Origin of the sequence: Lysinibacillus sp. FJAT-14222 (assembly GCF_001278875.1) — a bacterium.
Taxonomy (GTDB): Bacteria; Bacillota; Bacilli; order Bacillales_A; family Planococcaceae; genus Lysinibacillus; species Lysinibacillus agricola.
The window spans coordinates 161,496-184,762 of sequence record NZ_LIYL01000010.1 but is presented as its reverse complement, the minus strand read 5'-3'; the positions used below and the strand labels follow the sequence as shown (position 1 = coordinate 184,762).

The window sequence follows — 23,267 nt, the reverse complement described above, 5'->3', positions numbered from 1 at the left end:
GACTTCTTCCCCAATCCATTCTTAAAGCATTTTAACTATTGCTTAAAAAATCTTTGCCCATAATCTATCATAATGTTTCGTAAAAATTCTGGTAGAATATATTTTTTCTTCGCATATTTAAAGCTTGGGTAAAAATAACCGAATGTAAACAAATCAAGAGTTACTAATTTATAAATTCGATCGTTCTCTGCAAGTTTTCCATTGATAAGTAATTGACGATCTTCATTCATGGAAAAGCCATAAGTCAGCATCTTCCCAAAGATAACGCCTCTAAACCCTAAACCTTTCAGTTCAATATAGGGCCACTCTTCATTTTTAGATTGCTGAAAAATTTCTTTCATTTCAGGAACAGATAATTCAATCGTACATAAATTTATAGGATGTGGGAAAATTCTATGCAAATCTAATGCAGTCACTGTTCCCTTAGGTAAACCATCTAAAAAAATACCCGCATTAAATAACGCACAGTCTGCTCCACTTTTCTCTAAAATGGCCCGTGCAAACAAATCCGATAATTGCGAATAATGGAACCATTCTTTATTGTACGATTTTTTCGTAGTGAATACTGGAATATCAAGTAATCGTCTGCCTTCTTCCTCAAAAGACTGTACAATATTTTTTTCATATTGAACAGTAGGCAAATCCTTATTATGAATTAATGCATCCTTTTTTTCAACAATTTTCCTCAATTTTTTATCATATTCTACCACAAGATGTCCCGTATATTGTCCAAATTTCCCTCCGCCTGTTAATAAAACGCCATTAATCAGCTTTCCATTTGGGAGAACATGATGTGTATGTGAGCCGAATATAACATCTATTTCTGGGCATTCCTCAGCTAAAAGCTCATCCTCTGTTATCCCTAAATGTGACAAACAAACAATAATATCTACTTCTTTACGAAGCTGAAGTGCTAAGCGAGTGAGTGTGCTTCGTGCATCATCCATCTGCCAGTTTAATTCCTTATAATAAATTTCAAACATAGCAGTTGCTGCAATAACTGCAAGCTTTGTGCCATGGTCAGTAGTTAATACAACATATGGCTTCATCCACGCTGGATTCGTTCCTTGTGAGGCATACACATTGGCAACTACAACGTCAAAAGTCGCTTCATCATATAGATGATATAGCTCCTTATGTGACAATGTTATGCCTTCATTATTACCAATTGTCACTACGTCGTAGCCAGCTTCATTCAATAACTTCACATTGCCCTTACCGACTGTTGCTTCTGTATAAATATTTGAACGATCTAAATGATCACCGACATCAAATAAATAGCTTGTTTCCCCCTGGGTTGTAAGCTCAGTACGCATCTCTTTCACATAGCTTTGCATTCGTGGCCAATACTTAAAATGACTGTGCAAATCATTCGTGTGAAAAATATGAATTTTTTCCAGCATTTAAGCCACCTCTTCTTTAAATTAGCTTCCTTATCTGTATAAGTCCTGATATCAAAATAACCTTTACTCTTCGGATTTTCTTGTCCAGTATAAAGTTGATTTACAGAAACTTCAAATCAATATTACAATAAGCCTTCGATAATGGAACGAATTCCTAATAATAATAAAATAATTCGAAGGGCTACTACAAGAGTTTCTGATTTAATTTTTTTATTTAATGCTGCCCCCAGCTTTGCCCCGATATAAGCTCCTGGAATAACAGGAATCGTATAGAGCCATGGCACATGTCCTAAATAAATATGACTCGCTGAATTAACAAGCGACGATAGAAATACCATAAACATCGATGTTGCCACTGCAACATGTGGTGGGAATAAAAATAAAATAATCATGGCAGGCACGATCATCGAGCCTCCACCGATACCAAATAATCCAGAGGCAAAGCCAATGCCAAATGTTAAGACAATTGCAAACCAAATTGGATATCCATATACAAAGGTATTTCCTTCAGTATCCGTGAATTCTTGTTGCATACCATTTTTTACAAACCATTTTACAGGTTTCAATCTATCACGTACAAGTAATATCGTAGCTAAAATGATCAGTAAAATACCAAAATATAAATTAAATGAGGATAAATCTAATCCCTTATTTACCCATGCACCCAGCATTGTTCCAGGAATACTCCCTATGAAAAATATAAAACCGCTTTTATAGTCCACTGTTTTAGTTTTCATAAAGCTTAACGTAGAGGCAAGTCCAGTAAAAATCATCATGACCACAGATAAACCAACCACTTTTTGGGGAGTTATATCTGGAATCATCCCAAGATTTAACCCAACGTATAATGTTGCTGGGACTAAAATAATTCCTCCACCAAGCCCAACTAACGAGCCAATTAACCCCGAAAACAATGCAATAATCACTAAAAGAATAAATTCCATTATAGTTCCCCTTCAAACATGTTTAATTGTTTAGGCGCTAACCCAACATCTCTAATCGCTAAAATTTCTTGTAACTCCTTAGCATTTTTAGCAGCATGATGTCCTGAATTATTATTAAATAATACATAGAGCTCCTGTACTTCTGATTGAAGATGTTTCATATGCTGTCCAAACTGCTGCAATTCTTCACTATTATAATCATATAAAAAGCGAACCTTCCGCCAGTTTTCGGCATTTCCAGTATTGCGCCAACCATGAATGTTTCGTCCATGAATACGTACAAGTGCCTTAGTTGCAGTAACAGTAGGATAAAATGGTACAGAGCCTACGCCAGCCTGTGGTTCATCACAAATTGTATGAATAAATTGTTGCTCTCGTAAAAAATCCATTGTTTGCTGCACTACATTATCCGCATACCATGTCTGATTGCGAAATTCAATAGCTACATCAAAGCTTTTGAGCTGCTGCCTAATATACAATAAATACTGTACATTTTTTGCCTGACAATCAAACCATGGTGGAAATTGCGCTAGTATCATTGCTAGCTTCCCATGACTTTTAAACTCATTGGCACATTCAATAAAGGTATTAAACATGTCATTCTTTGATTCAAACGGTATGTCGCCACGTAAATGACCAGTCATTCCTTGATAAGCCTTTACAACAAAACGAAAATTTTCTGGCGTATCCTCACACCATTTTTGAACATTCTCTTTCGAAGGTATTGCATAAAAAGAAGTATCTACTTCTACCGCTAAAAAATGACCTGTATAATCGAATAATTTATCCTTTGAGGCAGTCACTCCACTATAAAGCGAAGGATGATCACCCCAACCAGTTAATCCAACCCGAATCATGTGACTCCCTCCTCTATGTACATTTATCATAGCATACACTTTCTAACGAAATATGAACGTATCGTAAAAAAACATAACTCATAAAGGACAGTAATGATGAAAATTACCATTATTTTACTATTCGATTAAAATATAGGATCATCATCATGGGGTAGGGTTGATTTCCATTCCGGCTGGGCGCTTTGTTGCTGACGCTTCGCTTTCGCACAGATAAAACATTGCCGCTGACGCGCAGAGCAGAGCTTCCTGGAGGCGTCCGATGAGCCGCTTCGCTTCGCACCAGACGGATCCCCAAGGAGTCGCCCAGTCGGAACGAAAATAAACCTAAGCACACGATATACATTTTAATAAATGTCATTCCGAACTTTAGTCAAAATATAGCAAATTTAATGCGAAAGGATAGTGATGTAAATGATTACTGAACTATAGCAAAATGAATTTTACAGGTGTAAAGAGCTGTTAAATGAGAAATGTCACTTAGAAGTGCAAGCTGTCGTGGATGATGTGAATCCTGGACGAATATTTGCGGATAATATCGACACATCACGTACAGCACTTATTTGATTAGGCAACAATGATGGATTTTTCTTTATAGGAAATGAAGAAAATGAACAATTTAATAATCAAATATATGAAATCAAACAAGCCTTCCATTGCTGTAACAGAAAATATAGGATTTAATAATATTTTTAACTATGTGGGATACGATTTTTCATTCGACTAAATGTTAAAAACCCCGCTAAGCCAAATCACGTCCACTTAACGGGGTTTATTTATAGTTATTGATTTAATTAATAAAATTTCACTACATCTTCAAAAGGTAAAGAAGTTTTTTCTCCTGGTTGTTCATTTGGTTCACCAAATGGCATTTGAGCTACTAGGTTCCATTCTGCAGGAATATTCCAAGTTTCTTTAACTTCCTCGTCAATAATTGGATTATAATGCTGAAGAGATGCTCCAATTCCTTCAGTAGTTAGAGACATCCATGTTGCGTACTGCAGCATTGCACTTCCTTGGTGTGACCAGAATGGGAATTGCTCTTTATAGGAAGGGGCATTTTCTTGCATTTGTTTAATTGTTGCTTGGTTTTCAAAGAATAAGATTGTGCCTACACCATCTTTAAATCCTTGTAAACGCTCTTCAGTCGCAGCAAAATTTTCTGCCGGAACACGTGCACGTAATGTTTCTTTGACAATATCCCAAAACTTTTCATGTTCATTATCCATTAAAACTACTACACGTCCACTTTGCATATTAAATGAAGATGGTGCATGTAAGCTGATTTTTAATAGCTCTTCAATTTTTTCTTGTGTAATCGCATCGTTCTTTTTCACTTTGCGGATTGAACGACGATTAATAATTGCTTCTTTTACATTAGTTGTGTTTACTGACATTTGTATTTCCTCCAAATTTCAATTAAATTAATTTATATACATAGACTTTTACATGCAGCTTCATTTTATACGCTACTGTTTAAATCTAGTATTTACAGTATCTATTTTTTCAATTGCTGATCGATCACTTGCGCTATTCTTTCTTTACTAGCTAAACCTTGGATCATTTCATCTCCAATAATTAATGTAGGAACAGCAGTAATATTTGCTTCTTCATAAGCATGCTTCAAAGCCTCTCGATGTGCTTCATGATATTTACCTGAAAGTAAGGCTTCTTTGAATTCTTCTTTAGGCAAACCTACCTCACTCGCTAATTGAGTTAACACTTCTACATCCTCAATATTTTGTTCCTCTTGGAAAAATGCTGTGAAAACTCTATGATGAAATTCATTTCCTTTTCCATGTACTTTAGCGAATTGATATCCTTCAAAAGCTAAATTTGTATAAGGATGTGGAGATACACGCGGTAATCGCATATCAATCCCTAGCTTTTTCGCTGTAGGGAGAATATAGGAATCCCATGATCCTAATTTAGCAGGCTCTTTCCAAGGATCAATTTTAGGATATGGTTTAGGTCTTAATTCAAACGGCATCCATTCTATTTCAATATCCTTTTCTTTTGCAATTTCATCTAATGGCCCTTTCCCTAAAAAACAGAAAGGACAAATAAAATCCGAATATGCTTTAATTTTAAGAGTCACCCCATAAAACCTCCCTTTCTCTTTTCTGTTGTAACCATCTTAGTTACAACTAAGTCAAATAAATAATGCATTCAATGCATTTATTGTGACTGTTGAATTTCATGAACTAAAGATGTAATCACTTGTTCCATAGTAATATTGGCTAATACTTGCTCCATAGCTTCTTGTGCTTGAACTAAAATTAGCTCTAGCACAGCCTGTATATTTGCACCTATAGGACAATCAGAATTTGGATTTTCATGTAGATGAAATAACTTATCTTCTTCAACAACTTCTACTGAACGAAAAACCTCTAGCAAAGTGATAGAATGTAAATCTTTTACTAAAGAAGCTCCACCTGTTCCTCGGCGCACTTGCACTATACCTGCCTTTTTAAGATAGGACAATATTTTCCTAATCACTACTGGATTTGTATTTACGCTTTCCGCCATAAATTCTGATGTGCAAATGGTCGATGGATTTTGTTTGATGATTGATAAAATATGAACAGCGATTGTAAAGCGACTGCTAATTTTAATCTTCATCACCTCCAGCTGTAACCATTATAGTTACAACCAAAAAAATAAGTCAACTGTTTTATAAAAAAATACAACACATGAAAAAATATAGACCCAAAACTGTTGGGTCTATACTTGAACATGCTATTTTATAAGATGCTGCTGGATACCTTCTAAAAACTTAATTCGACTGTATGCCGGTCCTCCTTCCATAAGAGGATCTACCACGTTTACAAACACTTGATTATTTTTAAAGGCATTGATATTTTGAACAATTGGATTCTTTTTGAAATCTTCTAATGCATTTGGCGAATCTGAGTTTTCATCTGCTGAGAATTGTATAAATAAATAGTCTGGATTCATATCTGCCAATTGCTCTACAGAAATTGCTTCTTGCGATTTAGCTTTGCTAACTTCATTAGGAACCTCTAAACCAAGCTCTCCATATAATACAGGATTTAAGAATACTTCTTTTGGATATACATAAGGTTGCCCTCCTCGAATACGAATAGCAGCCACTTTTTGACCTTTTAGTTTTTCATTTAAAGTTGATCTTGCAGCTTCAATATCTGCTTTGTATTTCGATAAAATCTTTTCTGCCTCTGCTTCCTTTCCAGTTAATTCAGCTAATAAATTTAAATTAGCTTCCCAGTCAGTAGCAATGTGTGACACTAATATAGTAGGAGCAATTTTCTCTAATTTACCTTGTACTTCCTCAGGGAATTTTGTTGAACCTAATATAACATCTGGGCTCAATTCTACTATTTTTTCAAAGTTCGGCTTTATTTTTTCACCAATAGATTCTGCTTGATCCATTACTGAAGCATAAAGTTCAGGAAATTTCCCGCCTATAGATATAGCCCCTACTGGATGAACATCAAGTACTACCATATCTTCCATCGCTTCCATTGCACCAGTCACAACAATCCTTTCTACATTTTGTGGGACTGTATAGCTTTCCCCAAGATATTCAATTGTTCTAGTTCCGTTTTCATCAGTAATTTCCTCTTTAGATTGGGGTGTTTCTTCAATATTATTAGAGGATACATTTTGTTCTGTCTCTTTTTCTCCTCCACATGCAGCTAAAATAAGTATAAATAATGCTATAAAACTAGCTAATAAAAATTTCTTTTTCACTTTTCTTATGCTCCTTCCAAAGTTTTTTTGCGGATAACTAACACAGTAATACATTAACTTTCATAGAGAAAGTTCAAGGGAATTTATTGTCCCACTTAGAAGAGCAATGTATCATCTTCAGCCTAAACCACTCTACAATTCCTCTTACTACATCCAGTGGGTATCAAAAAACACCTTGTAAAGCGCCTTCATCTATTACGACAACTTTTTCACACCTATACCTCCTTTAACTCCTAAAAAAATGTCTATTCTTAAGAACAATGTCTTTGTCTATTGAAATTAATCGTCTCCTTTTAATTGATATTGATAATCATTATCATTTTAATCTTTATTGCTAATAAAATCTAGTATTATTTCCATAAGTTATATTCAATTGCTTTTAAATTGTGAACAAAGTAAAGAGTGTATAGTATTATAAAAGTAAAGTTTCCAAAGCATTGCTGGCTCTGGCAACCTTTCACAAAAAAAAACAAAATTCAAAAATTTCGAGTTTACCTATAGGCTTTTGTTTAAAAAAGAAAAAAGGTAGGGATGCAAATGTACATTTTTATTGGGGTAATTATCTTCTTTCTAATCATTTTTGTCGCACTATGGATATTACCACTGAGGTATCAAAAAATTGAATGGATTGAAACGAACGCACAGATTATCGAAAGTGATTTTTCACACCGAACAGTTGGCCATGAGATTACATATGCAAAAGGAGAATCAAAGCGTAGAGTGAAGCTGACAGTACAATTTACGTCATTACAAAATAAATCAATCACTGTCACGAACAAAGTGTGGACATATACGAAAAATCGCTCTTTTTTTGAGGAAGGACAATGGGTGACGATTCTTTATAATAAAGAGAAGCCTCAACAGTTTAAGCTTAAATATCAAATATAGAAGGTAGGTACATTGAATAATGCATAGAAAATGAGATTTCCCCTTTCCTATGACAAAATAGTATCACTAACACCTTCTGAATAAACAAGTTGCTCATATTCAAACGTTATTGCTGTGAGAAACTGCTATATTTAGCTTTTATACAATTCTCAGCCATGGTTTTTAGATTTTTATATAGTACTAGGACAAATTATTAACTCAAAAATATAGTAAATACCACCTGAATCATCACAAATAGGCTGTAGGATTTATTACGATTCTTTTGTTTTTTTAAAAAGAATATGAATCAACAAATACTTGGAGAAACAAGTCAAATTAACGATTAATAAATCCACCATAGAAAAAACACCTTCACGTTGTTTTCATAAGGTGTAATACCCGTTTTCCAACGAAAGGTGTTTTTATTTATCTTAGAATTTCTAGGTCAGTACGTTGCTGCGCTTGACATGCCTATCTCATTGCTCCTCAGGCAGGAGTTGCTGTTAGAGAAATGAGCGGAAAGAAACTCCGTACTCAGTTAAACCTACTTTTCAATATTTTGATTTAATTGGTCTAATAATTTCAACTTTAAATTAGGATATATTTTATTATACATTTTCTTTTCTATTAATTTATGTCCAATTACGATAGAAGCAAATATAAAAGCGTACAGAATAAAAGCCCATGGATACGCTAAAAACCAATCAAGTATATTTTTAAAGATATCCTCGCGACCTATTATTTTTAACTTTCCTAATATCATATAAACAATAAAGACAACGATTGGTAATGCAATAACACCTGACATAATGTTTAAAGATCGTTTTTTATTCCGAGCTTCGATAAAAGTAGGTTCATTTAAATATTCGCTAACTTCCACCGCTTGTTTTTCAAAAGTATCTTCACTTCTAATAGGTAAGTTGTAATCACTAATTATTTTGTGAAGCTGTTTAAGTTCTTCCGCGCTAGAATGAAATTCAAGCATCGTTTTTCCGTAATTCAGATTCCTCACTTCTTTCTCGCATTAAAATATTTAGTATATAGTACCATAAATGAAGGATTTTTTCTATTTGCAGGTTATGATTTGTCAAATAGTTATCTAATCGAAAAAACAGAGAAAAAAGATGATTCTACATCAAATATTGGAGTGGAGGCACAAACGGACAGTCAAAAAGTGATTTTTCACACCAAACAGTCGATCATGAAGATGCCTCTACCCCCTCGATTATGCATATCTTAATCACCTACAAATCCATCTCTTTTGTTTCTACAGTCGCAAACGGATTTCAAAAAAATCCAGTCATATACATTTTTCAACGAAATTTGTTTTATTTGTTCTCCTAGTTAACGATGCTCCTTTTTATTTAGATACTTATGTCTTGTTGAATTAACACCCAACCTAGGCAACACAAGAAATAACTTTGCACAATTACCTATACACAAAGCATAAGATAAGTTGATGGTTAAACAGAAGGAGGACAATCATGTATTCAAATCAATATTATTATCATTATGCTCCACAGTATAATGATAATTATCATATGCTAACCGATGCTCAACTTGTACATGATATTCAGAAGGCAATTAACGCTGAGTATAGTGCTGTTGCTTGTTATGAGAAGTTAGCCAAGATGGCTCCTACTGAGGATGAAAAGAGTAGAATACTTGAGATACAAAAGGATGAAAAACGTCATCTCGAGGGATTTAGCAAAATTTATACAAATTTAACAGGAAGAAATCCATCTTATCAAATAATTGAGGATTGTCCGGATAACTATAGGGCAGGGATCGAATTTGCTTTTAAAGATGAACAAGAAGCCGTTGATTCTTATTTAGATATAGTAGATAAAGCAAATGATCCAATTATTAAAGAAAGATTTCGACGTGCAGCAGCAGACGAGCAAAATCACGCTGTATGGTTTTTGTTTTTTTTTCAAAAAGCCCCAATATAACACATATAAATAAGGAAAATGAAAATTACAGTCATCAAGATACATTACATCCTTCTATATCAACAGTCCCTCAAATGTTGGGTGAAAACTTAACTCAATCAATATTTGATAATTTTCTAGGAAACTTTAACTTTATTAATAATACAATGGGGCATATAAATGCTTTATTACCATTTTTCGGACATAATTGGGTACCGTTATCTAATAATGAATCGCAGTTATTCGTAACAAACTCAGAAAACAATAAAATAGCATATGCGGCTAGGAGTCATAGGGAAAAAGACAATATTTCTATGTACGAATCGTTTATAGCATTTAATATTCCTACTGATGATTTTCCAACCGTTTTTTCTCAACTTTATAACGACAACATTAGGTACTTACCTTAAAAATTTAAAGAAGGAGACGAACTTCAAAAGTTCGTCTCCTTCTTTCTAACTGCTTCGTGCTCTTGCTTTTTCCACAGGAGACTACGCAGATTATTTAATTTCTTTCCATAAAGACAATGCGGATATCCAATTTGGATCTCCATATCCTTGATAGCTTTGAACAGCTTCATATATTTTACCTTGGTGTTCTACTTTATCGCCTTTTGTGTAAGCCTTATATGGACTCCATTGCTCATAAGACGCCCCTTGCTCTTTTGTAGTCACAGTTAAAACGGAACTTTTAATAGATTCATTTCCAGCTGCATCAACGGCAGTGACTGCATACTTATATGTTGTACTTGCTTGTAGATTCATGTCCATAAAAGATGTAGTTTTCGATGTTCCAACTGCAGTCATTTGCCCTACTGGTGTTCCTCGATAGATAACATAATGGTCAACTGCTTCATTATCCTCTGATGCACTCCACATTAAGTCTACACTTGAGGATGTTACTCCCATCGTGTGTAATGCAGTTGGTTGCGTTGGTGCTTCTGTGTCCGGAACTGCATTCATTGTCTCTACAACTGTAGACTCGCTTTCTTTAGAAATATTTCCAGCAGCATCCACTGCCTTTACTGTATATGTATACTTTGTATTCGCTTTTAAATTTTTATCTGTGAATGTTGTTCCCGGTACCGTTCCCATTGCTTTACCATCACGTAATACTTGATATTCTTTTACACCCACATTGTCTGTAGAAGGATTCCATTTTAGCTCAGCACTGTTAGAAGTAACTTTCGTTGCATGTAATCCATTTGGTTGAGATGGAGCTTCCTTATCTATATCCACATTATTCACCAAATTAACATCAATTACATTATAGAAAGCATTTGTAGTATCAGCTACATCCCAAACAGCTAAAATAACATGGTAGCCACTACGATCCGTTGGTACGTTAATTGTATGAGTTAGATTATTTGATGCAACAGAACCATTATGTTCAACAGTTCCAATTGGCTCAAGATCAGCACGAGTTAATGGCTTATTAGGATCCCATCCTTTTTTCGTAATATAATAGTGCCATTTGCTAGTTAAATGTGCTGCAGTGTACTTCCACGTAAAGGTATTTGATCCCCCTGTAATCGTATTCTTAAACCAGCGATTTGCCGTTTGCTGATCGAGGATGCCACCAAACTTACCTCCTGCAGATGCAATTTTCCCATCAATCGGTCCTCCTTGCGGAAACCCTTTTGGTGCCTCTAGACTTTGTGGCTCATACATAATGCTTCCACAACTCAAGTTAAGTGCACCATAATTTTGGCTACATAAAGCTGAGCGGCTAGCCGGTTTCTCAACAAACCCATGGGCAGATGCATTTGGTGCCATTGCAATCCCCATGATTCCAGCTGCTAACATGGCAGCAGTTATTCCCTTTTTACTCTTACTTAATTTTGCAAATTTCGTGTTCATATAACTAGTCTCCTTAACATTGAAAATGTATTTCTACTGGTATGATAGCTATGGATTGAAAATTAAGCAAACTATGTATGAATATGATAAAAGTCGCATTATATTGTTATGTTTTTTTACGAAAAATGTATATTAATAGCGTTAAATATAATAAATATTTTATAATTATGTACCTTTTTATTTATAAGAGCTATAGATTTTATTAAAGTGTTCATAAAATATTCAAAATAAAAATTGTCGATTTATGATCTTCTCCATATTTTTTTATTCCTCGTAGAATAGATCTTTAAGCTATTACAACAACATCTGCATAAAAAAAATCGAGCGCAATGCACTCGATTTGTATAAAAGGAATTTGTGGGCAATAAGGGTTTTGGCCTTAGCGCAAAACCCTTATTTACCAACGTTTATCGGCGTATTATCCGATTGAACCTTCCATCTCAAATTTGATAAGGCGGTTCATTTCTACTGCGTATTCCATTGGTAATTCTTTTGTGAATGGCTCGATGAAGCCCATTACAATCATTTCTGTCGCTTCTTCTTCAGAAATACCACGAGACATTAAGTAGAATAATTGTTCCTCTGATACTTTTGAAACTTTCGCTTCATGCTCTAAAGAAACATTATCATTTAAGATTTCGTTGTATGGGATTGTATCTGAAGTAGATTGGTTATCCATGATTAACGTATCACATTCAATGTTAGCACGTGCACCACTTGCTTTAGGGCCGAAACGAACTTGACCCATATACGTTACTTTACCACCTTGTTTGGCAATCGATTTAGAAACGATTGTTGAAGATGTGTTTGGTGCCATATGAATCATTTTCGCACCAGCGTGTTGGTGTTGCCCTTTACCTGCTAATGCGATAGATAATGTCATACCACGAGCGCCTTCACCTTTAAGGATACATGCCGGATATTTCATTGTTAATTTAGAACCGATGTTACCGTCGATCCATTCCATCGTACCGTTTTCTTCAACAACTGTACGCTTTGTTACTAAGTTGTAAACGTTGTTCGCCCAGTTTTGAATCGTTGTATAACGGCAGTATGCATCTTTACGTACAACAATTTCTACTACTGCTGAGTGTAAAGAGTTTGTTGTGTAAACAGGAGCTGTACAGCCTTCAACGTAGTGTACGTGAGCACCTTCATCAACAATAATTAGCGTACGTTCGAATTGACCCATGTTTTCAGAGTTAATACGGAAGTAAGCTTGTAATGGTGTTTCCACTTTTACACCTGGTGGTACATAAATAAATGATCCACCTGACCAAACAGCTGAGTTTAGTGCAGCGAATTTGTTGTCAGTGTAAGGAATTACTTTACCCCAGTATTGTTTGAAAATATCTTCGTTTTCACGTAAAGCTGAGTCAGTATCTTTGAACACAATACCAAGGTCTTCAAGGTCTTTTTTCATATTGTGATAAACAACCTCAGATTCATACTGAGCAGATACACCCGCAAGATATTTTTGTTCTGCTTCTGGAATACCTAATTTATCGAAAGTTGCTTTGATTTCATCAGGTACTTCATCCCATGATTTTTGTGTAGCTTCTGATGGTTTTACGTAGTACGTAATTTCATCAAAATCTAAATCACCTAGGTCGCCACCCCATTGTGGCATTGGTTTTGTATAGAAAGTTTCAAGCGCTTTTAAGCGGTATTCAAGCATCCACTCAGGCTCTTGTTTCATATTTGAAATTTCACGGACGATTTCTTCAGTTAAACCACGTTTTGAACGGAAAATTGATACGTCCTTGTCATGGAATCCGTATTTGTAATCGCCAATATCAGGCATTTTTTTAGCCATCGTTTCTCCTCCGTTCATGAATTATTGTTATTTGTCTAGTCTAAAACGAAACCCCTCGCCCTGAATGAAAACATGCTGGTATTCAAGTGTTTATTGGGATAAATTTGTTACTTTACGCCTTTTTCCATTGCTTTCCAAGCTAATGTCGCACATTTAATACGTGCTGGGAATTGAGAAACACCTTGTAGTGCCTCAACATCCTCAAGGTCATATTTGTCGCTATAGTCTTCGCCTATCATCATTTTAGAGAAAATTTCAGCAAGCTCTAATGCTTCCTCAACCTTTTTCCCTTTGATGAGCTGCGTCATCATGGATGCAGAAGACATCGAAATCGAACAGCCTTCACCGTCAAACTTCGCATCCTCTACAATACCGTCAGTCACTTTAAGCGTTAAGTGAATACGGTCTCCACAAGTTGGATTGTTCATATCAATCGTTACAGCATCTTCTTCAATTGATCCTTTATTACGAGGATTTTTATAATGATCCATAATGACTGAACGATATAGTTGATCTAAATTATTAAAAGACATCGCCAAAATACTCCTTCGCAGAACGTAACCCTGCAACTAGGCGGTCAATATCTTCCTCTGTGTTATACAGATAGAAGCTTGCACGCGCTGTCGCTACTTGTTGAAGACATTTCATTAGTGGCTGTGCGCAATGATGTCCTGCACGAACAGCAATACCATTCATATCAAGAACCGTTGCCACATCATGTGGATGTACATCGTCTAGGTTAAACGTTACAAGGCCACAACGTTTCATTGGGTCACGTGGGCCGAAAATTTTAAGTCCGTCAATTGTTTCAAGCTGATCCATCGCATAGCCAGCAAGCTTATGCTCATGCTCTGCAATATTATCTAGCCCAATTTCAGTTAAGAAATCAATTGCGGCTCCTAAACCTACTGCACCTGCAATAATAGGAGTTCCACCTTCAAATTTCCACGGTAATTCTTTCCACGTTGAATCATAAAGTCCAACAAAATCAATCATTTCGCCACCAAATTCAATTGGCTCCATCTTTTCAAGGTGTTCCTTTTTACCATATAGTACACCTATTCCAGTTGGTCCGCACATTTTATGCCCTGAGAACCCTAAGAAATCTACATCCAAATCTTGGACATCGATTTTCATATGTGGTGCTGCTTGTGCCGCATCAGCTACCATTACAGCACCGTTAGCATGCGCAATTTGAGCAATTTCTTTAATTGGATTAATCGTTCCAAGGACGTTTGACGCCATCGACACCGACACAATTTTTGTTTTAGGTGTAATGATCGCACGAACCTTTTCTAGGTTAAGTGTGCCATCCGCTTCAAGCTCAATATATTTCAGTGTTGCATTTTTTTCCTTCGCTAATTGTTGCCAAGGAATAATATTAGAGTGGTGCTCCATATGAGTAATGACAATTTCATCACCTTCAGATACATTAGCACGACCATAACTTGCTGCTACTGTATTTAAAGATGTTGTAGTACCGCGAGTAAAAATAATTTCTTGTGTTGATGTAGCATTAATAAAATTACGAACCTTTTCACGTGCACCTTCATACTTGTCAGTAGCACGATTACCTAATGTATGCACACCACGGTGAACATTGGAATTATCGAATTCATAATATTGCTTTATTGCTTCAATCACTTGAATAGGCTTTTGAGAAGTTGCTGCGCTATCAAGGTAAACAAGCTTATGGCCGTTTACTTCCTGATTTAAAATCGGGAAATAGCTTTTAATGTCTTTATTCATCATTAGCGAACTTTCCTTTCAATAACCTCCGTCAGTTGCTTTTGAACGCCTTCAATAGGTAATTGCTTAACAACTGGCGCAAGGAATCCATGGATAACAAGGCGCTCTGCTTCTGCTTTCGAGATACCACGGCTCATTAAGTAATAAAGCTGTAGTGGATCAACTCGACCAACAGATGCTGCGTGTCCTGCTGTTACATCGTCTTCATCGATTAATAGAATTGGGTTTGCATCGCCACGAGCTTTTTCAGAAAGCATTAATACACGTGATTCTTGTTGTGCATCAGCTTTTGTCGCACCGTGTTCGATGTAACCAATACCGTTAAAGATTGATTGTGCTGCATCTTTCATCACACCATGCTTTAAGATATGACCATTTGAGTTTTTACCCCAGTGACGAACTTCAGTAGTAAAGTTAAGTTTTTGTTCACCGCGACCAACAACTACTGTTTTTGTATCAGCATGAGAACCGTCACCGATTAGATGTGTAATATTTTCAGAAATAGTATCTGAGTCGTTCATTAAGCCAAGAGCCCAATCTACTTTCGCATCACGAGCTAGTCGTGCACGACGATTTACATAAGTAGTATATCCTTTTGCAAGTACATCAACCGCACCGTAAGTAACCTGTGCATTATCTTGAACTACTACTTCTGCAATAATATTTGCTTGACCTTTTGCTTCTTCAACTGTTGAAATATATGTTTCAACATATGTTACAGCTGAATTTGCTTCAGCTACAACTAACACGTGGTTATATAATGAAGCTTCTGCGTTATCGTTTAAGAATACTACTTGAAGCGGCTGTTCAATAACTACATTTTTAGGTACGTATACGAACACACCACCATTAACAAGTGCCGCATGAAGCGCTGTTAATTTATGCTCATCAACTTTTACAGCTTCTGTCATAAAGTACTTTTTAACAAGGTCGCCATGTTCACGAATCGCCGTTAAAATATCTGTAAAAATAACACCTTTATCAGCTAGTTCTTGTGATGTTTTAATGAAAGCTGGTGTGTTATTGCGTTGAACATAAAGGTTTTCTTGTGCCTCAAGGTCAATTAAACCTTTTGCTTCTTCTGGTAATGCATCAAGTGAAGCGAATCCTTCACTGTCAACTGCATGAGTTGGGAAATTTAAGAAATCCCATTTTGTAATATTTGTTCTGTCTGGTTTTGGCATATCTAAACCAGTTGCTTTGTCTAGTGCTGCCGCGCGAAGCTCTGTAAACCAAGCCGGTTCTCCATTTGCTTCTGAGAACGAGCGCACGTCCTGTACTGTTACAGGCAAGTTAAGTTCCACTGTCATGCTAGTTCGTCCTCCCTCTTAAGCTTCTTGTTCTTCAGTTTCTTCTTCGATACCTAATTCTTTTTTAATCCAGTCATAGCCTTCCGCTTCTAAACGTTGTGCTAACTCTTTGCCACCTGATTTAACAACACGACCTTGCATCATTACGTGTACATGGTCTGGAGTAATGTAGTTAAGTAAACGTTGGTAGTGAGTGATCATTAAGCAGCCGAAGCCTTCTCCACGCATTGCATTGATTCCTTTTGAAACAACTTTAAGCGCGTCAATATCAAGACCAGAGTCAATTTCATCTAAAATGGCGAAAGCTGGTTTAATCATCATTAATTGAAGAATTTCGTTACGTTTTTTCTCACCGCCAGAGAAACCTTCATTTAAATAACGTTGTGCCATATCTTCGTGCATTTCAAGGAATTCCATGTTTTTATCTAATTCACGGATAAATTTCATTAGAGAAATTTCATCGCCCTCTTCACGTCGTGCATTAATAGCAGAGCGTAAGAAATCAGCATTTGTTACACCAGCGATTTCAGAAGGATATTGCATTGCTAGGAATAAGCCTGCCTGAGCACGCTCGTCTACTTCCATTTCAAGTACATTTTCGCCATCAAGTTCAACTGTACCAGAAGTTACTTCATATTTAGGGTGACCCATGATTGCAGAAGCCAGTGTTGATTTACCAGTTCCGTTTGGCCCCATGATTGCATGAATTTCATTTGTATTGATTGTAAGGTTTACGCCTTTTAAAATCTCTTTCCCGTCGATTTCAACGTGAAGATCTTTAATAACTAAAGTTGACATGAAAATACCTCCATAGTGTGTTCAGTGAATGGTGTACCATTCCTTAATTATCATCATTCTAATCTTAACTGAAAATCGTTCTCTATGCAAACCATTTCAACCACTTTCACTTTTCTCGGATACAATCCCTAATAATAAAGACTTCACAAGCATTTCCAGATTATTGCCAATCGTTATTGACAATGAGAATCGACTTTCCCTATTTTCAATGAATTAAACTTAATTGAGAACGGATTTCATCTAGCTACATAGTGGAAACCCCACAAGAAACGCTAATTGTAGCGGTTTTGTGACAGTTATGCATAAATAACAATATCTATACTATAACCTTTTTCATTAGATTGGAATCAAATAAAGGAAAGAAATTTCTAGAGTACTAGTTAGTAAAATTAATATTTGTAGGTAATTCATTTTTTGGCTAATCACCAAAATTTAGGGATGATATTTGTTAATACGTAGACCATATATGAGTTGATCTTCGTTCCGACTGGGCGACTCCTTGGGGATCAGCTATAGAGGAACGAAGGCTAAAACCATCACGTCCTGTGATAACGCCTTCGTGACCAACGTCGTGTTGGCCCGAGACCCTGGAGCGTAGCGAAGTGGCTCATCTGACGCCCCTAGGAAGCTTTGCTCTGTGCGAAAGTGAAGCGTCAGCAACAAAGCGCCCAGTCGGAACGGAATTCAATCACACGTTATGGTGATGAGCCTTTCTTTTATTTTCCTGGAGCTTTAATGAAGTTACTAAGGTATCTCCTCTATTTAAATCCTACCAGTTAACATTTGTTTATTTGCGGTCATTTTTCATCTTAAATAGTATATAATTGTAGTAAAATCAATCTTATTTTTCGATTAATAGAGGTGAATAGCTAGTGGAATTACGTCAATTACGTTATTTTGTTGAAGTTGCTGAGCGTGAACACATTTCAGAGGCTGCCGAACATCTTCACGTTGCTCAATCTGCAATAAGCCGACAAATTGCTAATTTAGAAGATGAATTAGGCACACCACTTTTTGAACGTGTAGGACGAAATGTTAAATTGACACCGATTGGAAAAACGTTTCTTGAGCACACAATTACCGCTTTAAAAGCCATTGATTTTGCCGCAAAGCAAGTTGAAGAATATTTAGATCCAGTTAAAGGTACGATAAAAATCGGCTTTCCCACAAGCTTGGCTAGCTATGTATTGCCAACTGTTATCTCAGCCTTTAAGCGTGAATATCCAGATTTGCGATTCCAGCTTCGTCAAGGCTCCTATCGTTTTTTAATTGATGCAGTCAAAAATCGCGAATTAAATTTAGCTTTTTTAGGCCCTCTTCCACCGAAGGACGAATCGATTCAATCAACAATTTTATTTACTGAAAATATCGCCGCATTACTACCAGCTAAACATCCATTAGCCAAAAGAGAAAGTATACAACTCGCTGATTTACGTAACGACTTATTTGTGTTATTCCCAGATGGCTATATCTTACACAAAGTAGCTATGGATGCCTGTCGAGCTGCCGGCTTCTTGCCAAATGTCATCTCTGAGGGTGAGGACTTAGATGCACTAAAGGGTCTTGTCGCTGCAGGTATTGGGGTCAGCTTATTACCAGAAAGCTCGCTGTATGACTCAGCTGCCCGCTTCACAGTAAAGGTGCCGATTGAATCACCTACGATTCCAAGAACAGTTGGCATTATTTCACCTGTAAACCGTGAAATTGCACCATCAGAAAAAATATTTTTAGACTTCGTCATGAACTTCTTTTCACGTCTTTCTCAATTCCAATAAAAAAAATCGCCGTAGCTGGCGATTTTTTTGGCGTTAGGTGGTTCTATCCTTCAGATCGGCGGTTCTATCTGTCGCTTTGATGATTCTATCCGTCATTTTGGCGGTTCTTCCCACGATTTGGCGGCTCTTTCCGTCGCTTCGATGATTCTTTCCGTCGTTCTGGCGGTTCTTCCCGTCACTGACGATTTTATCCGTCGCTTTGACTATTTCTATCCGTCACTCTGGCGGCTCTTTCCGTCGCTTCGATAATTCTTTCCGTCGTTCTGGCGGTTCTTTCCGTCACTGACGATTTTATCCGTCGCTTTGACTATTCTTTCCGTCACTCTGGCGGCTCTTTCCGTCGCTTCGATGATTCTTTCCGTCATTTTGGCGGTTCTATCCACGATTTTGGTGGTTCTATCCACGATTTGGCGGTTCTATCCGTCACTTTGGCTTTTCTATCCACCACTTTCTGTTTTATCCGTCACTCCAAAGTCCTTATCTTTTACAGGTTTTACACGCTAGTTTCTTTGTGCTGCTCTGCCACAATTATCGCTAATCAACACGCCTCTCATTGTTTAAAAATTCAGAAAAATGTATAATGGTACTTGGAGGGATACTTATGATTAAGACAGCTATATGTGATGACATACCCCAAATGGCAGATGCAGTAGAAGAACTGTTAATACAATACAATCAAAAATTATTTGAGGCCAGTGTTTTCTATTATCCTCAAAATCTAATCAGACATATGAAAAAAACTGAATTTGATTTATTTATTTTAGATATTGAATTTCCTAATACTACAGGTATTGATCTTGCTGAAGTAATTCGCAAAAACAATTTAAATGTTCCTATTATATTTTTAACTAATTACAGAGAATATATGGAGGATGTCTTTAAGGTACAAACCTTTGACTACATAATCAAACCTGTAACTAAGGAGAACTTTTTTCCTGTTTTGGATAGAGTATTGAGATATCTAGATGTAGGAGAAGAAAGATTCATTTTTTCCTATAATAAAAAATCCTATAGCCTCAAATTAAATGAGCTTGTTTATTTCGAGAAAAATCGTCGCCAAGTTATTATTCATACGTTAAATGAAGTGTATGTCTCTAATATGTCTACCACTACAATTCTATCTGAACTTAATGACTGTTTTGTTCAAGTACACACGTCTTTTATAGTTAATGTAAAATACATCAAAGAAATAGGGAACAATTTCCTAATATTAAAAAAAGATAATAATAACTCTATTGAAGTACCTATTAGTAGAAAATATAAAGAAACCGCTCGAGATAAAATACTAATGAAATTAAGGGACATAGTATGATAGTCAACCTATTTATCCGACTACTAAGCATTGTAACTTATATCTTCTTACTTAACTTTTTTTTCTCAAGCTGGTCATCGTCTCGAAAATTGTTTAGAAAACTAAATTTGTTAATTATCCTACTTCTTTTCCTGACTGTAGGAAGTTCCTTCATTATTAATGAAACTTTTTTGCCCTTCGTTAATATCCTGCTAACAGTTTCATTGATATTGATAATTGCTAAGCAACATGATGTTCCAATTAAAGAAACTATTTTTTGGACAATCATTCTTTTATCAATTAATTTCATATGTGAATCATTGTCACTTACATTATTCAAAAATTTATTCTCATCAACTATCCATTATTCTAATACCATTTTCATTATTATTACTACTAGTTTTACTACGATTATTGGAATACTAATTTTTTCTGGAATTAAAATCTTATTTCTTAAAAAAGACAATCTTTTTCAATCCATTAATATTTCTGCTTTAGTAGCTCTAATTTCAATCCCTATTATTTCGATAATTGTTTTGCTAAGCTTCTTATTATCCGAGATAAACATCAACATTAACTCACAACTAATTGAGTTTTTGGTAGCATCAGGTATTCTGTGTATGAATATAGCTGTTTTGTATTTGTACAATAGTCTAATCAAACACTTAAGAAAAATAAACCATATTTCAATCCAAAAAAAAGCACTTGTATCAGAAATAAAATATATTGAAGAAGTTAAAAAAAATCAACTAAATATCAAAGCCATAAAACATGATTTAAAGAATCAGTATCTTGTTTTATTGGGTCTGCTTGATCGTAAAGCTACAGAGGAAGCAAAAGATTATTTGATGATTTCCATTGAAGGATTAAACCAACAATCAAATTTTTACACTAACGACAGTGTACTAAATTATTTATTGAATGAAAAAATCTCAATTGCCAAAAAGGAACAAATCGATTTCAAAGTTAAAATCTTTCTATCTGAAAAAGTTAGTATTGATAACGATATTCTTACAATAATAATTGGAAACTTAGTCGACAATGCATTAGAAGCTTGCTTTAGAATAAAAAAAAGTGAAGACAAAGAAATATTACTAGTAATTAAGCAGTTCAATAAAAACCTTTTGATTGATATATCTAATACTTTCGATCCATTAGAAACTAAATCCAGAAGAAATCGCCAATATGAAGGAATAGGTGTTAGAAGTATAAATGCTTTAGTTAATAAGAATGGTGGTCTATATAAGCATTGGATTGAAAACAAGAAGTACTTCGTAAGTATTGTACTTTTTGATATCTATTAACCGGTTTGCTAATCAACCATTTTCATCAAATTTATGACAATCTATACTTAATCAAAATATTTTTAATAGATAATCACTTGAACTCAAGTTCCTAATTTTTAAGGCCGAGTGATTATCTATTTATAGTGTATTTTTGTTTATTTTGAAAAGCGTTTGATTCCCAACAAACGAGGCCAATAGCGATAAAAGCAAGGTTTATATAGTCTCGCTTTTATCTATTCTTTTACTGACATAACGAATTATAGGCATCATTGCCAATAATACACATAAAGCTCCTATGGATGCGGCAAATTGATAGTTTATCAACGACAGAGCAGAAACGTTAGCTATTATTACAATAGAAATAATGCTAGTAATTACTGTATACATTGTTGATGCAAAATAAATACCGATAAAACTTGAAAAGAGTACGATTGATAAAGTTAATAGTACACAAACTACTGCAACAAAAATAAAATCTAACCAATAACTTTTAATTGGTTTATTCAGTATTGGAAAAATAGTTTCTCCAATAAAAAAAATCGAGTTGACCAATAGAAGTGCTACAAATTGAGACAAACCCAAGATACATCCAAATACTATGTTCTTAATTAAATACAATCTACTCCGCTTTATTGGATATAAAAAAACTCTATTTCTATTATCACCAACATAATTTTTAACAATATAACGGCTTATTGCTACAGCTCCATATACTGAAATAATACACATAGTTATTGTGCTTGCTAAACTAATTATTGCTGGGTAACTTGTTAAAATATCATCTCCATCATTTCCTTCAAGTTTTCCTACGATTACAAAAAAATAAGTAAAAATCAATTGAGAAAGAAAGGTTAATGCAAATGTTGGTAATATAATTCTCTTCATTTTAGAAATCTCAAAGTGATAATAATTCATTTAATAAATACCTCCATTTACTTTCATTTCTCTACAGTTAATTGGTGATAATAGTCTAATATTCCACCTTCATAAATACGGTTGATATCATCAATTTTTCTCATCTCACTCGTTTTACCATTTGACATAAAAACAATATCAGTTGAAATATCTTCAAGGTCAGCGAAAGTATGACTTGTTATAAGAATAATTTTTTCTCTTGCTAAAGATTTCAAAATATTCTTAACTATTCCGATTCCATCAGGGTCTAGTCCATTAAAAGGTTCATCTAAAACTAATATTTCTGGATTGTGCGTCAGAGCTACTGCCAATTGTAGCCTTTGCTTCATTCCTAAAGACATTTTTCCAATAACCGCTTCTGGAGACACATTCAATTTCACCTGCTGCAAAAGAGGGCGCCATGAACTTGGCCTTTTTAACCCATAATAGTGAAAATGTTCATCAAATAACTCATGAATAGTAAGTTCAGAAATACTGTCTAAAGAAGTAAATATCGTCCCTATTTTTTGTAAGTTTTTATAATTATCTATTTGTGAAACAAGATTATCACCAAACCAGATTTCTCCCTCATCAACAACAACCAACCCACAGATACTTTTCAACAAAGTAGTCTTTCCAGCACCATTGGGCCCGATTAGAGCATGTATTCCTCCTTGTTTGAAACACAAATACTCTATATCAATCACTAAGTCATCTTTAATATATTTTTTTAAATTTATTAGCCTGATTTGATTCAT

General features: G+C 35.2%; 23 protein-coding genes. 7 read left to right on the top strand and 16 right to left on the bottom strand.

What is annotated here, in order from left to right:
- Positions 1-35: 35 nt before the first annotated feature.
- The 7 genes from AN161_RS04700 to AN161_RS04670 form a co-directional block, all read right to left on the bottom strand.
- Positions 36-1,403 (bottom strand): bifunctional UDP-sugar hydrolase/5'-nucleotidase, encoded by a 1,368-nt coding sequence (locus AN161_RS04700; RefSeq protein ID WP_053593224.1) that lies wholly within the window; start codon positions 1,401-1,403, stop codon positions 36-38.
- A 122-nt stretch (positions 1,404-1,525) separates the two neighbouring features.
- The gene (locus AN161_RS04695) at positions 1,526-2,347 is read right to left on the bottom strand and encodes a sulfite exporter TauE/SafE family protein (RefSeq protein WP_053593223.1); all 822 of its coding nucleotides are present in this window, start codon (positions 2,345-2,347) and stop codon (positions 1,526-1,528) included.
- A complete protein-coding gene (locus AN161_RS04690; protein WP_053593222.1) occupies positions 2,347-3,204 on the bottom strand; it encodes a DUF72 domain-containing protein in 858 nt (285 codons plus the stop codon). Before AN161_RS04690 ends, AN161_RS04695 begins: the two co-directional genes overlap by 1 nt.
- 791 nt (positions 3,205-3,995) lie before the next feature.
- Positions 3,996-4,598 carry a nitroreductase family protein gene (locus AN161_RS04685; RefSeq protein ID WP_053593221.1) on the bottom strand — a complete coding sequence of 201 codons (603 nt, stop codon included), beginning with the start codon at positions 4,596-4,598 and terminating at the stop codon, positions 3,996-3,998.
- 101 nt (positions 4,599-4,699) lie between these two features.
- The gene (locus AN161_RS04680) at positions 4,700-5,299 is read right to left on the bottom strand and encodes a DsbA family oxidoreductase (RefSeq protein WP_053593220.1); all 600 of its coding nucleotides are present in this window, start codon (positions 5,297-5,299) and stop codon (positions 4,700-4,702) included.
- Positions 5,300-5,379: 80 nt separating this feature from the next.
- Entirely contained in the window at positions 5,380-5,817 is a 438-nt protein-coding gene (locus tag AN161_RS04675) for an Rrf2 family transcriptional regulator (protein WP_053593424.1), read from the bottom strand.
- A gap of 123 nt (positions 5,818-5,940) precedes the next feature.
- Entirely contained in the window at positions 5,941-6,933 is a 993-nt protein-coding gene (locus AN161_RS04670; protein WP_082339672.1) for an ABC transporter substrate-binding protein, read from the bottom strand.
- A 537-nt stretch (positions 6,934-7,470) separates the two neighbouring features.
- Here AN161_RS04670 and AN161_RS04665 point away from each other — a divergent pair.
- Positions 7,471-7,821, top strand: coding sequence for a DUF3592 domain-containing protein (locus AN161_RS04665; protein WP_053593218.1), 351 nt, complete (start codon positions 7,471-7,473; stop codon positions 7,819-7,821).
- 523 nt (positions 7,822-8,344) lie between these two features.
- Here AN161_RS04665 and AN161_RS04660 read toward each other — a convergent pair.
- Positions 8,345-8,812: a DUF6097 family protein gene (locus tag AN161_RS04660; protein ID WP_143114608.1), complete on the bottom strand. Its 468-nt coding sequence runs from the start codon at positions 8,810-8,812 to the stop codon at positions 8,345-8,347.
- Between the two features lie 472 nt (positions 8,813-9,284).
- Between AN161_RS04660 and AN161_RS30485 the strand changes: the two genes are divergently transcribed.
- Positions 9,285-9,752, top strand: a complete 468-nt coding sequence (locus AN161_RS30485; protein ID WP_082339654.1) for a ferritin-like domain-containing protein — start codon at positions 9,285-9,287, stop codon at positions 9,750-9,752.
- Positions 9,716-10,141, top strand: coding sequence for a hypothetical protein (locus AN161_RS30480; RefSeq protein ID WP_053593216.1), 426 nt, complete (start codon positions 9,716-9,718; stop codon positions 10,139-10,141). Before AN161_RS30485 ends, AN161_RS30480 begins: the two co-directional genes overlap by 37 nt.
- 90 nt (positions 10,142-10,231) lie before the next feature.
- On the opposite strand, the gene AN161_RS04645 is transcribed toward AN161_RS30480, so the two are convergent.
- The 6 genes from AN161_RS04645 to sufC form a co-directional block, all read right to left on the bottom strand.
- Complete coding sequence (locus tag AN161_RS04645; protein WP_053593215.1) at positions 10,232-11,590, bottom strand: lytic polysaccharide monooxygenase; 1,359 nt, start codon at positions 11,588-11,590, stop codon at positions 10,232-10,234.
- A 418-nt stretch (positions 11,591-12,008) separates the two neighbouring features.
- Positions 12,009-13,406, bottom strand: a complete 1,398-nt coding sequence (sufB, locus tag AN161_RS04640; RefSeq protein WP_053593214.1) for a Fe-S cluster assembly protein SufB — start codon at positions 13,404-13,406, stop codon at positions 12,009-12,011.
- Positions 13,407-13,513: 107 nt separating this feature from the next.
- Positions 13,514-13,939: a Fe-S cluster assembly sulfur transfer protein SufU gene (gene sufU / locus AN161_RS04635; protein ID WP_053593213.1), complete on the bottom strand. Its 426-nt coding sequence runs from the start codon at positions 13,937-13,939 to the stop codon at positions 13,514-13,516.
- Positions 13,929-15,158, bottom strand: a complete 1,230-nt coding sequence (locus AN161_RS04630; RefSeq protein ID WP_053593212.1) for a cysteine desulfurase — start codon at positions 15,156-15,158, stop codon at positions 13,929-13,931. The genes sufU and AN161_RS04630 overlap by 11 nt, the downstream gene beginning before the upstream one ends.
- Complete coding sequence (gene sufD / locus AN161_RS04625; protein ID WP_053593211.1) at positions 15,158-16,465, bottom strand: Fe-S cluster assembly protein SufD; 1,308 nt, start codon at positions 16,463-16,465, stop codon at positions 15,158-15,160. The genes AN161_RS04630 and sufD overlap by 1 nt, the downstream gene beginning before the upstream one ends.
- A gap of 18 nt (positions 16,466-16,483) precedes the next feature.
- On the bottom strand, positions 16,484-17,269 hold the full coding sequence (sufC, locus tag AN161_RS04620; protein ID WP_198926843.1) for a Fe-S cluster assembly ATPase SufC: 786 nt from the start codon (positions 17,267-17,269) through the stop codon (positions 16,484-16,486).
- Positions 17,270-18,135: 866 nt separating this feature from the next.
- On the opposite strand from sufC, the gene AN161_RS04615 reads away from it, so the two are divergent.
- From AN161_RS04615 to AN161_RS04605, 4 genes are all read left to right on the top strand, one after another.
- Positions 18,136-19,038: a LysR family transcriptional regulator gene (locus tag AN161_RS04615; RefSeq protein ID WP_053593209.1), complete on the top strand. Its 903-nt coding sequence runs from the start codon at positions 18,136-18,138 to the stop codon at positions 19,036-19,038.
- A gap of 27 nt (positions 19,039-19,065) precedes the next feature.
- Positions 19,066-19,287: a hypothetical protein gene (locus AN161_RS28540; RefSeq protein ID WP_143114606.1), complete on the top strand. Its 222-nt coding sequence runs from the start codon at positions 19,066-19,068 to the stop codon at positions 19,285-19,287.
- A gap of 352 nt (positions 19,288-19,639) precedes the next feature.
- Positions 19,640-20,350, top strand: a complete 711-nt coding sequence (locus AN161_RS04610; RefSeq protein ID WP_053593208.1) for a LytTR family DNA-binding domain-containing protein — start codon at positions 19,640-19,642, stop codon at positions 20,348-20,350.
- Between the two features lie 209 nt (positions 20,351-20,559).
- A complete protein-coding gene (locus tag AN161_RS04605; protein WP_158002970.1) occupies positions 20,560-21,633 on the top strand; it encodes a GHKL domain-containing protein in 1,074 nt (357 codons plus the stop codon).
- Positions 21,634-21,828: 195 nt separating this feature from the next.
- On the opposite strand, the gene AN161_RS04600 is transcribed toward AN161_RS04605, so the two are convergent.
- Both AN161_RS04600 and AN161_RS04595 read right to left on the bottom strand, forming a co-directional pair.
- On the bottom strand, positions 21,829-22,530 hold the full coding sequence (locus AN161_RS04600) for a hypothetical protein (RefSeq protein ID WP_053593206.1): 702 nt from the start codon (positions 22,528-22,530) through the stop codon (positions 21,829-21,831).
- A 23-nt stretch (positions 22,531-22,553) separates the two neighbouring features.
- Positions 22,554-23,267, bottom strand: coding sequence for an ABC transporter ATP-binding protein (locus AN161_RS04595; protein WP_053593205.1), 714 nt, complete (start codon positions 23,265-23,267; stop codon positions 22,554-22,556).

What these genes read in the sequence shown, in the direction of transcription:
- AN161_RS04700 (WP_053593224.1), bottom strand. Translation starts at nt 1,403, where the DNA reads ATGCTGGAAAAAATTCATATTTTTCACACGAATGATTTGCACAGTCAT.
- AN161_RS04695 (WP_053593223.1), bottom strand. Translation starts at nt 2,347, where the DNA reads ATGGAATTTATTCTTTTAGTGATTATTGCATTGTTTTCGGGGTTAATT.
- AN161_RS04690 (WP_053593222.1), bottom strand. Translation starts at nt 3,204, where the DNA reads ATGATTCGGGTTGGATTAACTGGTTGGGGTGATCATCCTTCGCTTTAT.
- AN161_RS04685 (WP_053593221.1), bottom strand. Translation starts at nt 4,598, where the DNA reads ATGTCAGTAAACACAACTAATGTAAAAGAAGCAATTATTAATCGTCGT.
- AN161_RS04665 (WP_053593218.1), top strand. Translation starts at nt 7,471, where the DNA reads ATGTACATTTTTATTGGGGTAATTATCTTCTTTCTAATCATTTTTGTC.
- AN161_RS30485 (WP_082339654.1), top strand. Translation starts at nt 9,285, where the DNA reads ATGTATTCAAATCAATATTATTATCATTATGCTCCACAGTATAATGAT.
- AN161_RS30480 (WP_053593216.1), top strand. Translation starts at nt 9,716, where the DNA reads ATGGTTTTTGTTTTTTTTTCAAAAAGCCCCAATATAACACATATAAAT.
- AN161_RS04645 (WP_053593215.1), bottom strand. Translation starts at nt 11,590, where the DNA reads ATGAACACGAAATTTGCAAAATTAAGTAAGAGTAAAAAGGGAATAACT.
- sufB (WP_053593214.1), bottom strand. Translation starts at nt 13,406, where the DNA reads ATGGCTAAAAAAATGCCTGATATTGGCGATTACAAATACGGATTCCAT.
- sufU (WP_053593213.1), bottom strand. Translation starts at nt 13,939, where the DNA reads ATGTCTTTTAATAATTTAGATCAACTATATCGTTCAGTCATTATGGAT.
- AN161_RS04630 (WP_053593212.1), bottom strand. Translation starts at nt 15,158, where the DNA reads ATGATGAATAAAGACATTAAAAGCTATTTCCCGATTTTAAATCAGGAA.
- sufD (WP_053593211.1), bottom strand. Translation starts at nt 16,465, where the DNA reads ATGACAGTGGAACTTAACTTGCCTGTAACAGTACAGGACGTGCGCTCG.
- AN161_RS04610 (WP_053593208.1), top strand. Translation starts at nt 19,640, where the DNA reads ATGATTAAGACAGCTATATGTGATGACATACCCCAAATGGCAGATGCA.
- AN161_RS04600 (WP_053593206.1), bottom strand. Translation starts at nt 22,530, where the DNA reads ATGAATTATTATCACTTTGAGATTTCTAAAATGAAGAGAATTATATTA.
- AN161_RS04595 (WP_053593205.1), bottom strand. Translation starts at nt 23,267, where the DNA reads ATGAATCAAATCAGGCTAATAAATTTAAAAAAATATATTAAAGATGAC.